Annotated in this window: 12 protein-coding genes; 7 read left to right on the forward strand and 5 right to left on the reverse strand. The window is 73.0% G+C overall.

What is annotated here, in order from left to right; all coding sequences use genetic code 11:
- The first annotated feature begins 11 nt into the window (after positions 1–11).
- The 7 genes from CBM2586_RS07765 (at position 12) to CBM2586_RS07795 (ending at position 8,402) form a co-directional block, all read left to right on the forward strand.
- Positions 12–1,034: a DUF58 domain-containing protein gene (locus tag CBM2586_RS07765; protein ID WP_115662140.1), complete on the forward strand. Its 1,023-nt coding sequence runs from the start codon at positions 12–14 to the stop codon at positions 1,032–1,034.
- The gene (locus tag CBM2586_RS07770; RefSeq protein WP_115687170.1) at positions 1,031–1,546 is read left to right on the forward strand and encodes a DUF4381 domain-containing protein; all 516 of its coding nucleotides are present in this window, start codon (positions 1,031–1,033) and stop codon (positions 1,544–1,546) included. Before CBM2586_RS07765 ends, CBM2586_RS07770 begins: the two co-directional genes overlap by 4 nt.
- Positions 1,533–2,609: a VWA domain-containing protein gene (locus CBM2586_RS07775; RefSeq protein ID WP_115687171.1), complete on the forward strand. Its 1,077-nt coding sequence runs from the start codon at positions 1,533–1,535 to the stop codon at positions 2,607–2,609. The genes CBM2586_RS07770 and CBM2586_RS07775 overlap by 14 nt, the downstream gene beginning before the upstream one ends.
- Positions 2,609–4,270, forward strand: coding sequence for a VWA domain-containing protein (locus CBM2586_RS07780; RefSeq protein WP_115687172.1), 1,662 nt, complete (start codon positions 2,609–2,611; stop codon positions 4,268–4,270). Before CBM2586_RS07775 ends, CBM2586_RS07780 begins: the two co-directional genes overlap by 1 nt.
- A gap of 11 nt (positions 4,271–4,281) precedes the next feature.
- Positions 4,282–5,658 (forward strand): BatD family protein, encoded by a 1,377-nt coding sequence (locus CBM2586_RS07785; protein WP_240987903.1) that lies wholly within the window; start codon positions 4,282–4,284, stop codon positions 5,656–5,658.
- A 36-nt stretch (positions 5,659–5,694) separates the two neighbouring features.
- On the forward strand, positions 5,695–7,392 hold the full coding sequence (gene aspT, locus CBM2586_RS07790) for an aspartate-alanine antiporter (RefSeq protein WP_115687174.1): 1,698 nt from the start codon (positions 5,695–5,697) through the stop codon (positions 7,390–7,392).
- A gap of 131 nt (positions 7,393–7,523) precedes the next feature.
- Positions 7,524–8,402: a class II glutamine amidotransferase gene (locus tag CBM2586_RS07795; RefSeq protein WP_115662137.1), complete on the forward strand. Its 879-nt coding sequence runs from the start codon at positions 7,524–7,526 to the stop codon at positions 8,400–8,402.
- Positions 8,403–8,432: 30 nt separating this feature from the next.
- Here the strand turns inward: CBM2586_RS07795 and CBM2586_RS07800 are convergent, their stop codons facing one another.
- The 5 genes from CBM2586_RS07800 to CBM2586_RS07820 all read right to left on the reverse strand — a co-directional run bounded on the left by CBM2586_RS07800 (position 8,433) and on the right by CBM2586_RS07820 (position 16,968).
- The gene (locus CBM2586_RS07800) at positions 8,433–10,844 is read right to left on the reverse strand and encodes an SAM-dependent methyltransferase (RefSeq protein ID WP_115688688.1); all 2,412 of its coding nucleotides are present in this window, start codon (positions 10,842–10,844) and stop codon (positions 8,433–8,435) included.
- Between the two features lie 39 nt (positions 10,845–10,883).
- Positions 10,884–11,615, reverse strand: coding sequence for a protein-L-isoaspartate(D-aspartate) O-methyltransferase (locus tag CBM2586_RS07805; protein WP_240987905.1), 732 nt, complete (start codon positions 11,613–11,615; stop codon positions 10,884–10,886).
- Positions 11,616–11,742: 127 nt separating this feature from the next.
- Positions 11,743–14,523, reverse strand: coding sequence for an Hsp70 family protein (locus CBM2586_RS07810; protein ID WP_115687175.1), 2,781 nt, complete (start codon positions 14,521–14,523; stop codon positions 11,743–11,745).
- 16 nt (positions 14,524–14,539) lie between these two features.
- A complete protein-coding gene (locus tag CBM2586_RS07815; protein WP_115687176.1) occupies positions 14,540–16,387 on the reverse strand; it encodes an Hsp70 family protein in 1,848 nt (615 codons plus the stop codon).
- Positions 16,384–16,968, reverse strand: coding sequence for a DUF2760 domain-containing protein (locus CBM2586_RS07820; protein WP_115687177.1), 585 nt, complete (start codon positions 16,966–16,968; stop codon positions 16,384–16,386). Before CBM2586_RS07820 ends, CBM2586_RS07815 begins: the two co-directional genes overlap by 4 nt.
- Positions 16,969–16,997 lie beyond the last annotated feature (29 nt).

Consider the following 16,997-nt stretch of genomic DNA (forward strand, 5'->3'; position numbering starts at 1 on the left):
GAGGTCATCCCATGCGCCTGCCATTCCGCGCCCTTGCCCGCGCCGCCCCGGCGGCGGCGCACGCGCCGTCTTCGCAGGCCCCGGCCGGTGTCAGCGTCGACGCCGCGGCGCTGGCCCGGCTGGAGCTGGCCGCGCGCGATTTCCATTTCCTGCCGCGCCAGCCCGTGCACAGCGTGCTGGCGGGGCGCCATGCCTCGCGCGTGCGCGGGCGCGGGCTGACCTTCGAGGAACTGCGCCTGTACCTCCCCGGCGACGATATCCGCAGCATGGACTGGCGCGTGACCGCGCGCACCGGACGGCCCCATGTGCGCGTCTACACCGAGGAGAAGGACCGTCCGGTGCTGCTGGTGGTGGACCAGCGCATCAACATGTTCTTCGGCAGCCGCCGCGCGATGAAATCGGTCAGCGCGGCCGAAGCGGCGGCGCTGGCGGCGTGGCGCGTGCTCGCCGAAGGCGACCGCGTCGGCGGCGTGGTGCTGGGCGACGACCGCATCGAAGCGTTTGCGCCGCGCCGCAGCCGCGACGCCGTGCAGCAGCTGCTGGGCGCCATCGCGCGCTTTAACCAGGCCCTGCGCGCCGACGCGCCGGCGCGCCGCGCCGCGGGGCAACTGAACACGGCGCTGGAGCGCACCGCGCGCATGGCGCGCCACGATTGCCTGGTCATCGTCATCAGCGACTTCGACGGCCATGATCGCCGCACCCGCGACCTGATGCTGGCGCTGGCGAGGCACAACGACGTGCTGACCATGCTGGTCCACGACCCGTTCCTGGGTGAGCTGCCGGGCTCGGGGCAGCTGGTGGTCAGCGACGGCGAGCTGCAGGTCGAGCTGGGCTTCGGCCACGCCGCCACGCGGCGCGGCATCGCCGGATTTGCCGATGCCCGCGCCAGGGCGCTGCTGGACTGGCACCATGCCATGGGCGTGCCGCTGCTGCCGCTGTCCGCCGCCGAGGAAACCGCGCCGCAGTTGCGGCGGCTGCTGGGCCGGCCGCTGCAGCAGGCGCCGGTGCGGCAACGCGCGGGGGCGGCGCGATGAGCCTGACCCACAGCGCCGCCCCGGCGACCCTGGCCACGCTGGCCGACCTCGCCGTGCCGGCGCCGCCCTCATGGATGCCGCAGACCATCGGCTGGCCGATCGCCGGCGGCGTGCTGCTGCTGGCGCTGGCCTGGGCCGGCTGGCGCGCCTGGCGGCGCTACCGCGCCAACCGCTACCGGCGCGAAGCGCTGGCGGAACTGGCGGCACTGCCGCGGGACCCGGACCCGGCACAGCGCGCCGCGGCCTTGCGCGCGATGGCGGCGCTGCTCAAGCGCACCGCGCTGGCGGCGTGGCCGCGCGCACAGGTGGCGAGCCTGGCCGGCGGCGGCTGGGCCGAATTCCTGCGGGCGCATGCGGGACGGGCGCAGGATGTCGCGCCGCAGCTGGCCGCGCTGGTGCACGACGCCGAGTACCGCGGCGACGCCGCGCTGGCGCAATGGCCCGATACCCAGGTGCGCGCCGTGGCCGCGGCGTGCCGGCGCTGGATCGCGGAGCACCATGTACCAGTTTGAATATCCCTGGCTGTTCGCGCTGCTGCCGCTGCCCGTGCTGCTGTGGTGGTGGCTGCCGCCGTACCGCGAGGAAAGCCCGTCGGTGCGGCTGCCGTTCTTTGGCGAGGTTGCCAGTGCCGCCGGGCTGACGCCGGCCGCCGGTGCCGTGGTGCCGCGCCGCAACCGTCTGCAATGGGTGCTGGCGCCGCTGGCGTGGGCGCTGGTGGTGACGGCGCTGGCGCGGCCGCAGTACCTGGAGGCGCCGGTGCAGAAGGTGCAGCCCGCGCGCGACCTGCTGCTGGCGCTGGACCTGTCGCAGTCGATGGACACGCGCGACTTCCGCGATCCGTCCGGCGCGCTGATCCCGCGCGTGCAGGCGGTGCGGCAGGTGGTCAGCAACTTCGTGGCGCGGCGCCCGGGCGACCGCATCGGCCTGGTCGTGTTCGGCGACGCCCCATACCCGCTGGCGCCGTTCACGCTGGACCACCAGCTGGTGCAGACACTGCTGGCCGACCTGCTGCCCGGCATGGCCGGACCGAGCACGGCGCTGGGCGACGCCATCGGGCTTGGCATCAAGATGTTCGCGCACAGCGAAGCGCCGCAGCGCGTGATGATCGTGCTCACCGACGGCAACGACACCGCCAGCCGGATGCCGCCCGAGCGCGCCGGCGGCATCGCGCGCGAACGCAAGGTGGTGGTGCATGCCATCGGCATCGGCGACCCCAACGCCGCGGGCGAGGACAAGGTCGACCTCGAGGTGCTGCAGCGGCTGGCGGCGCAGACCGACGGGCGCTATTTTTTCGGCGCCGACCAGGCTGGCCTGGAGGCCATCTACGCGACCCTCGACCGGATCACGCCGCAGCAGCAGAAGACGCTGTCGTGGCGGCCGCGGCGCGAGCTGTTCATGTGGCCGCTGGGCGCGGCGCTGGCGCTGGTGCTGGCGTACCAGCTGGTGATGTTCGGCTATTCGGCGTGGGTCGCGCGGCCGCGGCCGCCCCGGGCGAGCGTGGCCGAAGCGACGGAAGGGCCGGAACGGGCGGAGCGGCCAGGCGCAATGGCGGATGCCGCCGGGAGCGGGCGCTGATGCCGGCCTGGCTGGACACCCTCGCGCACTTCCATTTCCTGCGCCCATGGTGGCTGCTGGGGCTGCTGCCGGCCGCGCTGCTGGTGTGGGCGGCGCGGCGCCGCGGCGACGTGCGCCGGCGTTGGCGCGAAACCATCGCGCCGCACCTGCTCGACGCGCTGATGCTCGGCCGGCGCCGCCGCCTGGCGCTGCGCCCGGTGCACCTGACCGCGCTGCTGCTGGCGCTGGGCACGGTGGCGCTGGCGGGCCCGAGCTGGCGCCAGGAGCGACCGCCATTCCTCGACGACAAGGCGCCGCTGGCGATCGCCGTGAACCTGTCGACGAGCATGGACGCGGTCGACGTCACGCCCACGCGGCTGGAGCGCGCCAAGCTCAAGATCAAGGCGCTGCTGGCGCGCCGCGACGGCGGCCGCACCGCCATCTATGCCTATGCCGGCTCGACCCACCTGGTGCTGCCGCTGACCGACGACGCCAGCCTGCTGCAGACCTTCGCCGATGCGCTGCAGACCCGCATCATGCCGGCGCCGGGCCGCGACATGGCGCAGGCGCTGCGCGTGATCGACGCCGACCTGAAGCGCGAGCCGGTGCCCGGCACCATCCTGTTCCTGACCGACGGCGTCGACCCCGCCGCCGCCGCGGCGTTCCGCGCCCAGGCCGACAGCGGCCGCAGCCAGCCGGTGGTGCTGGCGCTGGGCACCGCGCAGGGCGGGCCGCTGCGCAACGCCGCCGGCGGCTTCGTCGAGCGCGACGGCGCGCGTGTGTTCGCGCGGCTGGACGTGGCGGCGCTGGAGCGCTTCGGCGATGACAGCGGCGTGCCGGTGGCGACCTTCACGCCCGACAGCGACGACGACGTGGCCTGGGTGCAGCGCCACGTGCAGTCGCATCTCGAACAGATGCAGGCCGGCGACCGCACCCGCTGGAAGGATGAAGGCTGGTGGCTGGTGCCGCCGCTCGCGTTGCTGGCGATGCTGTGGTTCCGCAAGGGCTGGACCGTGCGCTGGAGCGCCGGCCTGCTGCTGGCGCTGGCGCTGGCCGCGCCGCCCGAGGCGCGCGCGCAGTCATCCGCGCCAGCCACGCAAGCCAGTGCGGTACGTCCATGGCGCTTCGCCGACCTGTGGCTGACGCACGACCAGCAAGGCCGGCGCGCCTTCGAGCAGGGCGACTATGCCCGCGCCGCGACGCTGTTCGACGATCCGATGTGGCGTGGCATCGCCCAGTATCGCGCGGGCCAGTACGCGCAGGCGGTGCAGAGCTTCGCACGGGTCGATTCGGTGCAGGCGGACTACAACCAGGGTAATGCGCTGGCGCGCCAGGGCCAGTACCGGCTGGCCGCCGCCCGCTACCGCCAGGCGCTCAGGCGCCAGCCGCAGTGGACCGAGGCAGCCGCCAACCTGGCGCTGATGGAAAAGCTGCTGGCGCAGCAGTTGCCGAAGGAAAAGCCGGACCCCGACGACGGCGAGGAGCCGCCCGACCTGCCGCCGGACCAGGTCAAGTACGACGCCCCGAAGCCGTCGGCGCCGGGCGGCAAGTCGCTGCAGGTGGTGCTGACGCAGGACGCCGAGATGTGGATGCGCGCGATCCAGACCACGCCGACCGACCTGCTGCAGCGCAAGTTCGCGCTGCAGCACGCACCGGCCGCGCCTGCGCAGGGCGCGCGATGAGGCGCCACGCCATGCCGCCTCGCGCCTGGCTGCGGCGCGCCGCGCCGCTGGTGCTGCTGCTGGCGGCGTGGCTGTGGCCCTGGCTGGCGCGGGCGGCCGCGGGACCCATCGTGCGCGTCGAGGTGGGCGCGCGCCAGCCGGTGCTGGTGGGCCAGCAGGTCGGCATCGACGTCACCATCCTCGCGCCCAACTATTTCCTGTCGGCACCAGAGTTCCCGCCACTCGGGGTACCGGGCGCGGTGGTCACCTTGCCCGATGCGCGCGCCGTGAATTCCACCGAAACCATTGACGGCGTTGCCTATGCGGGCATCCGCAAGACCTACGCCTTCACCGCCGAGCAGGATGGTGAGTTCCGGCTGCCGGCCGCGACCATCCAGGTCACCTATGCCGGCGATGACGGCGCGCCGCGCGCGGGCAGCGTCACCTTGCCGGCCACCACGATCCGGGCCGGCACGGGAGGCACGGGCACCGCGGCGGCGGGCGCCGCCACCGGCCGGAGGATGCTGCCGGTAGCGCGGCTCAGCGTGACGCAGACGCTCGACCACGACCCCGACCACGGCGTGGTCCGGCTGCATGCGGGCGATGCGCTGGTGCGCACCGTCACCACCTTCGCGCCGCAGACCCAGGCGATGATGATCGTGCCGCCGCATGCCGACCCGCCGCGCGGCGTGCGCATGTTCCGCGCGGATGCGCGGCTGTCCGACCAGGCCCGCGACGCGCCGGGGCCGGGCGGCACGCGCGTCGATGCGCTGACCTATGTGTTCGAGCGGCCCGGCACCTATACCTTGCCCGCGGTCACGGTGGACTGGGTCGATCCCGCCACGGGGCGGCCGGCCAGCTCCGCCGCGCCGGCGGTGAAGGTCGAGGTGGCCGCCGCGCGCAACGCCGGGGCGCTGGCGCCGGGCGGGCCCTCGGCCGGCGCGCTGCCGGGCGCGGGCGGCCTGCCGTGGCGCACGCTGCTGTGGGGCGCGGGCGCGCTGCTCGGCGCCGCGGCGCTGGCGCTGCTGTGGCGGCGGCTGCGACCGCGCCTGGCGCGCCTGCGGCAACGCCGCGCCGAGCACCGCCGCGCCCGCGCCGACGGTGCCGAGGCACGGCTGGCGAGCACGCTGCGGGCCTGTCGCGCGAACGATGCGGCCGCCGCCAGCCAGGCGCTGGGCGGCTGGACCCGCGCTGCCCACGGCACCACGCCCGCGGCCTGGGCGGAGGCGCTCGGCGATGCCGCGCTGGTCGCAGCCGTGACCGGCCTGCAGCGCCACCTCTACGGGTCGGCGCCAATCCCATCCGCCTGGTACGGCAACGCGCTCGCCCAGGCGCTGGGACGCCACGCCACCGCCGCCCCGCCGCGCCGGCGGCACGCCGGGCCGGCGCTGCCGCCGCTCAATCCCTGACCCGGACGCTCGCCACCACTACAACCCGCGCCCCCCATGACCTGTAACGTTGCCTTGTTTGCCGCCAACCCGTTGCTGGTGCTGTTCATCACCGTCGGACTCGGCTATTTCGTCGGCAAGGCGCGGGTCGGACCGATCCAGCTGGGGGGCGTGTGCGGCACGCTGATCGTTGCGCTGTTGATGGGGCAGACCGGCTGCCAGATGCATGGCGAACTGAAGGACATGGCCTTCGCCCTGTTCATCTTCGCCATGGGCTATTCCGGCGGGCCGCAGTTCTTTGCCAACCTGAACCGCTCGAGCCTGCGCTACATGGTGCTGCCGCTGGTGGAGGCGGTGGTGGTGCTGGCGATCGCGCTCGCCGCGGCGGCCTACCTGGGTTTCGATCCGGGCACCGCCGCCGGGCTGGCCGCCGGCGCCGCGACCGAGTCGGCGGTGGTGGGCACCGCCGCCGAAGCGCTCAAGCACCTGGGCCTGGATGCCGCCACCGTGGGTCGCTACGAGGCCAATATCGCCACCGCGTATACGCTGACCTACCTGGTCGGGCTGATCAGCATCGTGTTCTTCACCAGCCAGATCGCGCCGGCGCTGCTGGGCATCGACCTGCGCACGGCCGCGCGCGAGGTCGCGGCGCGCATGGAGGCGGCATCCGACGACGACGTCGCCACCCAGCCGGCGCTGCCGCGGCTGATCGGGCGCGCCTACGCGGTGCAGCAGGCCGCCGGCATGACGGTCAGCCAGCTGCAGCACCAGGCTGGCGGCCGGGCCTCGGTGGTCAAGGTGCTGCGGGGCGGGGCCAGCATCGAGCTGGGCGATGACGACGCCGTCCAGGCCGGCGATATCCTGGCCATGGTCGGCATCCGCAGCAACCTGCTGAAGGCCGCCGCGCTGATCGGCCCGGAGGTGCTGCTGCCCGAGGCGCACACCGATGCGATCCAGCTGGTGGAAAAGCAGGTGGTGGTGAACCAGCGCCGCGTCAACGGCAAGACCCTGGGCGAGCTGGCGCGCCTGGCCGGCCCGCGGCGGCTGCGCGAGGTCTGGGTGCTGGAAGTGCGGCGCTCGGGACTGTCGCTGCCGATCACGCGCTCGACCCCGCTGCAGCTGGGCGACGTGATCACCATCGTCGGCCTGGAGCCCTCGCTGTCCGAGGTCATCGGCGGCATCGGCGTGGAGGTCAAGGCCACCGAGGTGACCGACCTGGTGTTCCTGTGCGCGGGCATTCTGGCCGGCTTGCTGGTCGGCACCCTGAGCCTGCGCGTGGGCGGCATGGACCTGACGCTGGGCAGCGGTGGCGGGGCTCTGCTGAGCGGGCTGGTGTTCGGCTGGCTCCATTCGCGCAAACCGTCGCTCGGCACCTTTCCCGCATCCGCGGTGCAGATCCTGAAGGACCTTGGCCTGGCGGTGTTCGTCGCCTGCGTGGGCCTGTCTGCCGGGCCGGATGCGATTGCGCTGATCCGCGAGCACGGCGCGGTGCTGCCGCTGATCGGGCTGGCGGTGTCGCTCGGACCGGCGTGCCTGTCCTTGTGGATCGGGCACAAGCTGCTCAGGATCGAAGGCCCGCTGCTGGTCGGCGCGATTGCCGGGCAGCATGTCAGCACCCCGGCGATCAGCGCGATCCTGGCCGCCAGCCAGAGCTCGGTGCCGCTGCTGGGCTACACCATCACCTATGCCATCGCCAATGCGCTGCTGCCGGTGCTGGGGCCGGTCATCGTCTCGCTGGCCTACCACTTCACCTGAGCACCCGATGGCCGCGGGCGCCGGCAGGTGCCTGACGGACCATTTCTTTGCCGTTCGCGCTGCGCCGTCCTACAACTGGAGAGGGGGCGGAGGGCACCGCGCCGCACCCGCAAAGGACAAGGAGGAGCAATATGTGCCGCTGGCTGGCTTACTCGGGCAGATCCGTTGCATTGGAAACGGTGCTGTTCCAGCCGGAACACTCGCTGATCGACCAGAGCCTGAATTCCCGGCTCGGACATACCACCACCAACGGCGACGGCTTCGGCGTCGGCTGGTACGGGCGCCATGCCGAGGTCCCGTTCCGCTACCGCTGCCTGCACCCGGCGTGGAGCGATACCAACCTGCGCGAGACCGCCAGGGCGGTGCGCGCGCCGATGTTCGTCGCCCACGTGCGCGCCGCCACCGGCACGCCGACGCAGGAAACCAACTGCCATCCGTTCCGCTTCGGCCGCTGGCTGTTCGTCCACAACGGCCTGATCCGCGACTATCCGCTGGTGCGGCGCGACCTGATGATGGCGGTGGCGCCGCACCTGTTCCGCTGGATCGAGGGCTCGACCGATTCCGAGGTGATGTTCTTCCTGGCGCTGAGCTTCGGGCTGGAACGCGACCCGGTCGGCGCGCTCGAGCAGATGGCCGGGCTGATCGAGGACGTCGGCCAGCGCCACGACGTGCAGTTTCCGCTCAACATGACGGTGTGCGTGACCGACGGCCGGCAGATCGTGGCGGTGCGCTATTCGAGCGAGACCAACTCGCGCTCGCTGTTCCACAGCACCTCGTTCCGGCAGCTGCGCGAACTCTATCCGGACGACCCGCGCATCGCCGCCGCGGGCGACGACGCCTTCCTGGTGCTGTCGGAGCCGCTGATCGACGTGCAGGGCGTGTGGGAGGAGATTCCCGAGGGCACCATCCTGGTGGCGCGCGGCGGCGAAATCGAGCGCCACCGCTTCGTGCCCCGCCGGCCAAGCCCGCCGGCCTTGCACGCCGCCCAGGGCAATGCGGCCGCGGGCTGATGCCGCGGGCTCGGCGGCACCACGCAAGCCTCAGGGGCAAGCCAGCGCGGCGCCGGCATACAGCAGCAACGCCACCAGCACCACCACGGTAAAGCCGGCGTGGATCGCCAGCAGCGTGGCCAGCACCGCCGCCACCACCGAGGCGCAGGCATTGATGCCCCAGGCCCACGGCACCAGCGTGTGGTCGCGCGCCGCGAGTCCGGACAGCGCGAGCGGGAACGGCATCCCCATCAGGAAGGCCAGCGGCGCGATCAGCGCCACCGCGATGGCGACCCTGGCGGGATCCGGCCAGGCGATCAGCAGCGGGAATACCACCGGCAGTGCCACCAGGTAGAGCAGCGACACGGCGCACACGCCGCCGGTCGCCAGCGCCACCTGGCGCCGGCCATGCCCGGGGCCGGGGCGCGCGGGCAGGCGCGGGGCAAAGCGGCTGCCCAGTCCGGCAAAGCACAGGAACGCGCACAGCACCACCGCCACGGCATAGAGCGGGTGGCTCAGGAACAGGATGAATTTCTGGATAAAGGCGATCTCGACGAACATGAAGCCAAGGCCGACCGCGACGAAGTAGAAGCCGGTGCGCGCCGCCGGCACCCGTGACGCTGGCGCGCGCCGCCGCAGCACCCGCAGCGGCACGCCGATCAGCAGCAGCGCCGCGGCGGTGGCCTGCAGCAGCGTCGCCACCAGCACCGGATAGCCCCAGTCCAGCAAGGGCAGCCCGCCCTGCGCCTTCAGCGCGATCAGTTCCGGCAGCGTGCGCCATTTGAAGAAGTGGAAGAAGTAGGGCCGGTCGTCGGTGGCGGGCCGCACGTCGAACTTGTAGCGCGACAGGAAATGCTCGCGCTCGGGGCCGAGCAGCGCCTGCGCGGCATCGAAGAAGTCCGGCTGGTCGAGCACGTTGTAGCGGTTGGCTGCGCCGGGCCGGATGCCGGGATGGTATTCGACGTCGAACGAGCGCGCCCGGCTGAAGTCGAGCAGCGCGCCGATTTCCGCGGGCTCGAAATCGCCGTGCTTGACCACCAGCGTGGCCGTCTTCCAGCCGCGCAGCAGCACCAGCCGTCGCGACGGATCGGACACGCCCGCGCGCGCCATCGCCGCCACGGCGGTGGCGAAGAGTTTCGGGATATCGCGCGGCGGCAGCGAGACCCAGCGCGTGATCGCCAGCAGGCCGCCGGGCCGCAGGTGGCGCAGATAGGCCTCGAACGCTTCCACGGTATAGAGGTAGCTTTCGGAGAGCGCGTACAGGCCCGCCGACGAGGTGCTGAAGGAATCCAGCAGCGCCACCTGGATCAGGTCGTAGCGCTGCCGGCTGGCCGCCAGGAAGCCGCGCGCCTCGCCGACATGCACCTGCACGCCCGCGGCGCTGTACGGCTTGCCCGAAAACGCGCCAAAGCGGTCCTGCACCAGTCCGATCACCTGGGGGTTCAGCTCGACCGCATCGACCGCGCTGGCGCCGTGGTAGAGCGCCTGCAGCACGTCGGCGCCGGCACCGCTGCCCAGCACCAGCACGCGCGGCGCCTGCAGCAGGTGATACGGCAGCGCCGAGGTCAGGTCGCCCAGGTAGGCCAGCGGCTCGCGCCGGCCGTCATAGCGATTGAGCGCGCTCAGGCCGTCGCCGTCGGTAAACACGGCGAGCTGCGGCGGCGGTTCCGCGCTGGCATTCAGGCTGAGGCCGGGCGCATGGCGCAGCGGGATCGACGGACTCTCGACCACCGTGACCAGGCCGAGGGGACTCGAGCGCTGCGCCACCACGCGCGCGTCGCCGATGCGCAGCGCCTGGCTCAGCTCCTTGTACTCCGACGGCCGCAACGCGATCCAGCCGCCGGGTATGGCCGCCGGCACCGCTGCCGCGGCCAGCAGCAGCGCCGGCAGCCAGGGACGGTGCGCCCGGCATTCGCTGCAGGCCAGAGCCGCCGCGGCCATGCCTGCCATGCTGACCAGGCGCAGTGCATCGACCGGATCCAGCACGAACAGCGCCGCGATGATGCCCAGGCTCCCCAGCCCCGCGCCAAGGATGTCGAAGCTGTAGAGCCGTGGCACCTGCCCGGGGAAGCGGGCAAAGGCCAGGCACACGCTGGTGGCCGCGCACAGGAACGGCACCAACAGCAGCAGGTAGATCGCCACCAGGCGCAGCGGCTGCGTGGGCTCCCAAAGGATTTCCAGCGGGTTGAAGCCGACGCGCTGCGCGAGTTCGAAGCAGACCAGGGCGCTGAGGCCGAACAGCAGCGCGCCGCCGGCAAACACCGGCACGAAACGCCGCACCAGCGCCGGCTGCGCCAGTGCCACCAGCGCGCCCGCGGCGCCGTAGCCGAGCAGGGCCACGCTGATCATCATGTAGGCGAAGTGATGCCACAGGATGATCGAAAGCAGCCGCATCAGCAGGATTTCGTAGGCCAGCGCGGCGGCCGAGAGCAAGGCCAGGGCAAACAGCGGCGGGCGTGGCATCGCGTTCATCGCGCAAGCCGTGCGGCCGGGTGCCGCGCCTCAGTGCTTGCCGACCAGCGGCACGAAGCGCACCGGCAGGATCTGGCGGGTGCTGACGCTGCCGTCCGCGGACTTTTCGACCAGCAGCAGGTACTGCGTCAGGAACTGCGCGCCCACCGGGATCACCATGCGCCCGCCCGGCCTGAGCTGGCGGATCAGCGGCGGCGGCACGTGGCTGGCCGCGGCGGTGACGACGATGGCGTCATAGGGGGCATGCTGGTCCCAGCCGTAGTAGCCGTCGCCGACCTTGCACGCCACCTGCCGGTAGGCCAGCCGCTGCAGGCGCTCGCACGCCTGGCGCCCGAGCGGCTCGATGATCTCGATGGTGTAGACCGCGCGCGCCAGCTGGCTCAGCACCGCGGCCTGGTAGCCGGAGCCGGTGCCGATCTCGAGCACGCTGTCGCCGGGCTGGACCCGCAGCAGGTCGGTCATCAGCGCCACGATATATGGCTGCGAAATGGTCTGGCCATGGCCGATCGGCAACGGCCGGTTCTCGTAGGCGTGCGGCTTCTGCGGGTCCGGCACGAACTCATGGCGGGGCACCTGGCCCATTACGGCCATCACGCCCGGGGCGATGCCGTGGCTGCGGCCAGGCACGCCGGCGCCGGCGTCGATCGCGGCAATCTCGCTGACCATCTCCGCGCGCTGCGTCAGCCGTGCATCGTCGGCCGCGCGGCACAGCCCCGCCGATGCCATGGCGGCAACGGCGAGCAAGGCGATCAAGGCGATCAAGGGATGGCAGGTAGACGGCGGCACTTTGGGACCCCAGGGAGCCTACCGTCATCGTAGGCCATCGGCTGCGCCGGCGCCGGCAAGTGGCAGGCTAGGCGCTTGCCGGCGCGCTCCGGCCCCCGGCGGGCTAGCCCGCGATCAGCTTGAGGCCCGCCGGCAGGGCCTCGCCGAACACCCGTCCCTCGTCCGCGGCATCGAGCGCCACCACCTCGCGCACCATCGCGATCCAGCCCGGCGGCGCGTTGGCGGCTTCCAGCCGGCGCACCACCTCCGCGCGTCGTTCGTCGGGCAGGTCACGGGTGCGGTCGCCGGTCATGCGCGCGATCTGCACCGCGGCGAACGCGGCCGGTTCGACCTTTTTCCAGTCGAGCGCCAGGATGGCGTCCAGCCACTGGCCGGCGGTGTCGGCCGGCACCACGCTGTGGGCGCTGCCGTAGAACGGCATGCGCGCGCCGATGCGGCCCACCGCCCACCAGCCCTGGCTGTTCTCGGACGGCTTGCGCAGCCGGGTCAGCAACCAAGCGGCCAGCTCGGTCTTGGCGTCGACGGGCAGGCGCTCGAGCGAGCCGGCCAGCCGCACCATGTCGGCATAGCCGCCACGGGTGGGCCCGGCCGGTTTCCTGAAGTGCGCGCTGCCCGGCGGCTGCAGGGTGAAGGCCATGTCTTCGAGCAGGCGCAGCTGCGCGCTTTCGTCCAGCCCGCCGGCGGCGCGCCGCCACAGCGTCCACCATTCCGACCAGTTCTGGCTTTCGTTGACGTACTGGATGCCCTGGTCGTACTGCGACCAGAGCTGCGCGACGCGCCATTCGTCGAGCGGGTAGCCGAAGCCGGGGCGCACGCAATAGCCGGCCAGGTTCAGCCACAGGCGCTCATGGTCCGCCGTGCGGCGGCGGCGCCTGGCGCGCTCCCACAAGGCGCCGAACAGCTCGCGCAGCAGCGCGCTGTCCCACTGCTCGCGCGCGCCCAGGATCTGCTCCAGCTGCGCGCGCAGGCGCTTGACCTCCTTCGGCCCGACCTCCTGCGAGCGCGCGCCGAAGGTGCGGTCGATCAGTTCCAGCGCCTGCGGCAGCGACGGGTGGGCGGTCGGCGCCGGGGGGGCCGCCGCGGCGTCGTTGCCGCGCAGCTGGAACTCGAGGCGCCAGCGCTGCGCGGCATCGCCGGTGTTGATGCAGTGGACTTCGAGCGTGCCGACCTCGGTCAGCGACGTGGTGATCTGCACCGGCGTTTCGCGCGGGCCGCCGGCGCCGCGCGTCGGCACCACGGTGGCGATCGGGGGCAGGCGCACGAAATCGCCGCCGGACAGGTCGGTCAGCGCGCCCGGCTGGTAGGGTGTCTCGGCCACCGACGAGACCAGGTGGAACTGCACCGGGTGGCCCAGGCGCAAGGCGAAGGTGCGGTCGCTGAGATGGATCTCGTGGCCTTCCTCGGTGCCGCGCGGCAGCAGGCAGATGCCTTGCCGGCCCGCGGCGCCGTCGTCCAGCACCAGGAAATAGCTGCGCGCCGAGCCGCCGCCGATGCGCGGCGCCTGGCCGGCGCGGGCGCGCGCATACGCGACCGCGCCGCGTGCCACGGCAATGTCGGGATCGGCGTTGTGCAGCACCTGCAGCGGCGCGCCGCGCCAGCCGCCCAGCGTGTCGGCGATGCGCTCCGCCAGCGCCTGTGCGCGGAACACGCCGCCGTTGAGCAGCAGCGTGTCGGGCACCGGCAGGGCATCGTCCGGCGCGTGCTCCATCCCGAGCGCGGCACGCGCCTGCGCCGCGTGCTGGCCAAGGAAGGCGGCCACGTGGCGGGTCACGCCCGGGTCGGCGGCATAGGGCAGGCCGAACTCGACGATGGCACCGCGTGCGCGCCGCGGCCGTTCGCTCGCCGCCACCCTGGGGAAGAAGCCGTCGACCACCCGCTGCTCGACTTCCTGCCGCGTCACCTGCACCGAGCGCGCGCCTCCGACCAGCCGGGCGCCCGCGCCGAGCAGCGTCACGTTGACGGCATCGGGCGCGTCCCCGCCCAGCAGTTGTTCCTTGGCGGCGCGGCAGCGCGCCACCAGCTGTGACAGGCTCGCGGCCGACAGGCGGGGCTGCGCCGGCGCGCCGTCGCCCAGGCGCGCCTCGACCTGGTGCGCCAGCGCCAGGTCCATGTTGTCGCCGCCGAGCATCAGGTGGTTGCCCACGCCGATGCGGGTCGGTTGCGGCTGCCCGTCCTGCATCGCCACGCGGATCAGCGTGAGGTCGGTGGTGCCGCCGCCGACGTCGCAGATCAGCACCAGGCGGGTTTGCGCAAGGTCCTGGTCGAGCGTATGGCGATGGTGGTACAGCCAGTCGTAGAGCGCGGCCTGCGGCTCTTCCAGCAGCCGCAGCGCGGGCAGGCCCGCGAGGCGCGCGGCTTCGAGCGTCAGCGCGCGCGCACCCTCGTCGAACGAGGCCGGCACGGTCAGCACCACGTCCTGCTGTTCGAGCGGCGCGTCGGGGAAGCGGTGGTTCCAGGCGGCGCACAAGTAGCCGAGATAGCTCGCGCTGGCGACCACCGGCGAAATCTTGTCGAGGTCCTCCTCGCCGCCCCAGGGCAGGATCGGCGCGGTGCGGTCGACCGAGGCATGCGACAGCCAGCTCTTGGCGCTGGCCACCAGCCGGCCTGGCACCTGCGCCCCCAGTGTCGCCGCGAGGCGGCCGAACACGGTGCGGCGCGCGGCCGCGCTGGCGGCCGATTGCCAGGGCAGCTGCAGGTCATCGCCATTGAGCTCGCCCGGCGCCGCGTGGTAGCGCACCGAGGGCAGCAGGGGGCGGGCCGCGACCTCGCCGGGCGCGACCAGCTGGTCGATGTCGAACACGCGGATATCGTCGGAGCCGGCCCGGGCGTAGGCCACCACCGTGTTGCTGGTGCCGAGGTCGATGCCGACGATGTACTGCTTCATCGCCGCTGCCGCGGGCTCAGGCATCGGCGTTGCCGCGCACGTCGAATTGCACCTTCCAGCGTTCGCCGCTGCCGCGCGGCACGGCCTCGAGCTCCAGCGTGCCGGCCTCGGTCACGCGCGCATGCAGCCTGACCGGCACCACTTCGCCGGCGCTGCGGCCTTCGGCGGGCAGCGTTGCCTGGATTTCTTCCAGCTCCTGCAGTTCCTCCGGCCCCCAGAAGTCGAGCAGGGTGCCGACCTGGTCCTGGCGCCGCACCGACGAGCCGAAGAAGCGGAAGTGCACCGGTTCGCCGACCACCAGGCCGAATTCCTGCGGCGGCAGCTCAGCCTCGGTGCCTTCTTCCATGCCGAACGGGGCCACGCACAGCGCCTGGATCGGCGGCTCGAAGCCCGGCACGGCGGGCATCGACGATTCCACCGCGACGTAGTAGGCGCGCGCGGTGCCGCCGCGGATGCGCACGCCCTTGCCGCGCCGCACGTAGCCGTAGTAGGCGGCGCCGCGCGCCACCGCCAGGTCCAGCTCGGCGCCGTCGAGCAGGCGCGCCGGCGCCGCGCCGGCGGCAGCGAGCCAGCCGTTGAGCGTCTGCAGGATGCGCTCGACCAGCAGGCCCGACTTGAACACGCCGCCGTTGAACAGCACGGCGGTGGGGCACAGGAAGCTGGCGCCTTCCGGCTGCGTGGCCTGCAGGCCTTCGAGCTCGGCCAGCGCGCCCGCTTGCCGGCCCAGGAACGCCGCCAGGTGGCGCGTGATGGCCGCGTCCTGCGCGTACGGCAGGCCCAGCTGCGTCAGGCCGGCGCGCGCCCGGGTCACCGGGCGCGCCGCGGCGTCGACCTGCGGGAAGAACCCTTCGAGGATGGTCTGGGTCAGCTCGGCGCGGGTCAGCTCGGTGCGCAGGGAGCCGCCGATCAGCTTCGCGCCGCGGCTGGGCACGACCAGCGGCACGCTCTCGGCGGCCGGGTCGGTCAGCAGCGTTTCCTTGGCGGCGCGGCAGGCGTAGGTGAGCGCGCGCAGCTGCCACGGATCGGCCTGCGTGCCCTGCGCCGCCAGCTTGCGCGCCACCACGTGGGCCAGCGCCAGGTCCATGTTGTCGCCGCCCAGCAGGATGTGGTCGCCGACCGCGATGCGGTGCAGTTCCAGGTTGCCGTCGCGCTCGATCACGGCGATCAGCGACAGGTCGGTGGTGCCGCCGCCGACGTCGACCACCAGGATGATGTCGCCCACCTTGACCTGCTTGCGCCACTGCCCGGCGCTCTTCTGGATCCAGCTGTAGAGCGCGGCCTGCGGCTCCTCGAGCAGCGTCATGCGGGCATAGCCGGCCGCCGCCGCGGCTTCGGCGGTCAGCTCGCGCGCGGCGGGATCGAACGAGGCCGGGATCGTCACGGTGACGTCCTGCTCGCCGAACGGCGCGTCGGGATGGGCCTGGTCCCAGGCTTCGCGCAAGTGCGTCAGGTAGCGCACCGAAGCCTCCAGCGGCGACACGCGCGGCACTTCGGGCGGCGCATCGGCGGGCAGGATCGCCGCGCGGCGGTCGACGCCGGGATGGCACAGCCAGCTCTTGGCGCTGGACACCAGCCGGATCGGCGTGCCGGCGCCGCGGCTGCGCGCCATCTCGCCGACCGCAAAGTCGCGCGCGGCGCTCCACGGCAGGTTCAGGTCGCCCGGGGCCAGTTCGCTGGCGTGCGGCAGGTACAGGAACGAGGGCAGCAGGTCGAGGTCCTCGACCGCGCCGGGCGCGGTCAGCTGCGTGATCGGCAGCACGCGCTGGCTGGTCTTCTCGCCATCGCTGGCGGCCAGGTCGACGTAGGAGACCGCGCTGTGGGTCGTGCCCAGGTCGATGCCGATGGCATAGCGGGCCTCGCTCATAGCTCCACCTCGGCGGGGGCGATCACGCTGGCGTCATGGCGTTCGGCCAGGCGCGGCAGGCGCACTTCCTCGACCTTCCAGCCGCGATGGCTGATGGCGCCATGGAACGGCGCGCTGCCGACCACGTTGCCGGTCAGGCGGATCGCGCTGGCGTCGAAGCCGTCGGCCAGCGTCACGCGGCTGCCCTCGGCTTCCGCGCGCACCGGGCGGATGGTGAAATGCTCGCGCAGCACCGCGCGGCAGCCGTCGTGCACCAGGCGCGCGGCGGCGCCGATCTCGGCGTCGGCATAGCGCGCGATGTCTTCCTCGACGAAGTCGACGAAGCGGGCGTCGCGCTGCAGCAGTCCGAGCAGCTGCAGCGCGGCCACCGGGCTGGCTTCCTTCAGCGCGGGCGCGGGCTCGGCAACCGGCGCGGCAACCGGTGCCGGGGCGGGTACGGTCACCGGCGCCGCCTGCACAGCGGTTTCGCCCTGGCGCAGGCGCCTGATGCCGGCGGCCAGCTCGCGGTTGCCCAGGATGGCGAAGAACGTGCCCATGGCAAGCGAGAGCCTGCCAAAGAAAGAGAGGTTCGGGTCAGGCATGGATAACACTCCTCTGTGCGCGGAGGCGG

It is taken from the genome of Cupriavidus taiwanensis (genome assembly GCF_900250115.1).
GTDB lineage: Bacteria > Pseudomonadota > Gammaproteobacteria > Burkholderiales > Burkholderiaceae > Cupriavidus > Cupriavidus taiwanensis_B.

Excerpts from the sequence above, each read along its gene's own strand:
- CBM2586_RS07765 (WP_115662140.1), top strand. The coding sequence starts at position 12 with ATGCGCCTGCCATTCCGCGCCCTTGCCCGCGCCGCCCCGGCGGCGGCG.
- CBM2586_RS07770 (WP_115687170.1), top strand. The coding sequence starts at position 1,031 with ATGAGCCTGACCCACAGCGCCGCCCCGGCGACCCTGGCCACGCTGGCC.
- CBM2586_RS07775 (WP_115687171.1), top strand. The coding sequence starts at position 1,533 with ATGTACCAGTTTGAATATCCCTGGCTGTTCGCGCTGCTGCCGCTGCCC.
- CBM2586_RS07780 (WP_115687172.1), top strand. The coding sequence starts at position 2,609 with ATGCCGGCCTGGCTGGACACCCTCGCGCACTTCCATTTCCTGCGCCCA.
- CBM2586_RS07785 (WP_240987903.1), top strand. The coding sequence starts at position 4,282 with ATGCCGCCTCGCGCCTGGCTGCGGCGCGCCGCGCCGCTGGTGCTGCTG.
- aspT (WP_115687174.1), top strand. The coding sequence starts at position 5,695 with ATGACCTGTAACGTTGCCTTGTTTGCCGCCAACCCGTTGCTGGTGCTG.
- CBM2586_RS07795 (WP_115662137.1), top strand. The coding sequence starts at position 7,524 with ATGTGCCGCTGGCTGGCTTACTCGGGCAGATCCGTTGCATTGGAAACG.
- CBM2586_RS07800 (WP_115688688.1), bottom strand. The coding sequence starts at position 10,844 with ATGCCACGCCCGCCGCTGTTTGCCCTGGCCTTGCTCTCGGCCGCCGCG.
- CBM2586_RS07810 (WP_115687175.1), bottom strand. The coding sequence starts at position 14,523 with ATGAAGCAGTACATCGTCGGCATCGACCTCGGCACCAGCAACACGGTG.
- CBM2586_RS07815 (WP_115687176.1), bottom strand. The coding sequence starts at position 16,387 with ATGAGCGAGGCCCGCTATGCCATCGGCATCGACCTGGGCACGACCCAC.
- CBM2586_RS07820 (WP_115687177.1), bottom strand. The coding sequence starts at position 16,968 with ATGCCTGACCCGAACCTCTCTTTCTTTGGCAGGCTCTCGCTTGCCATG.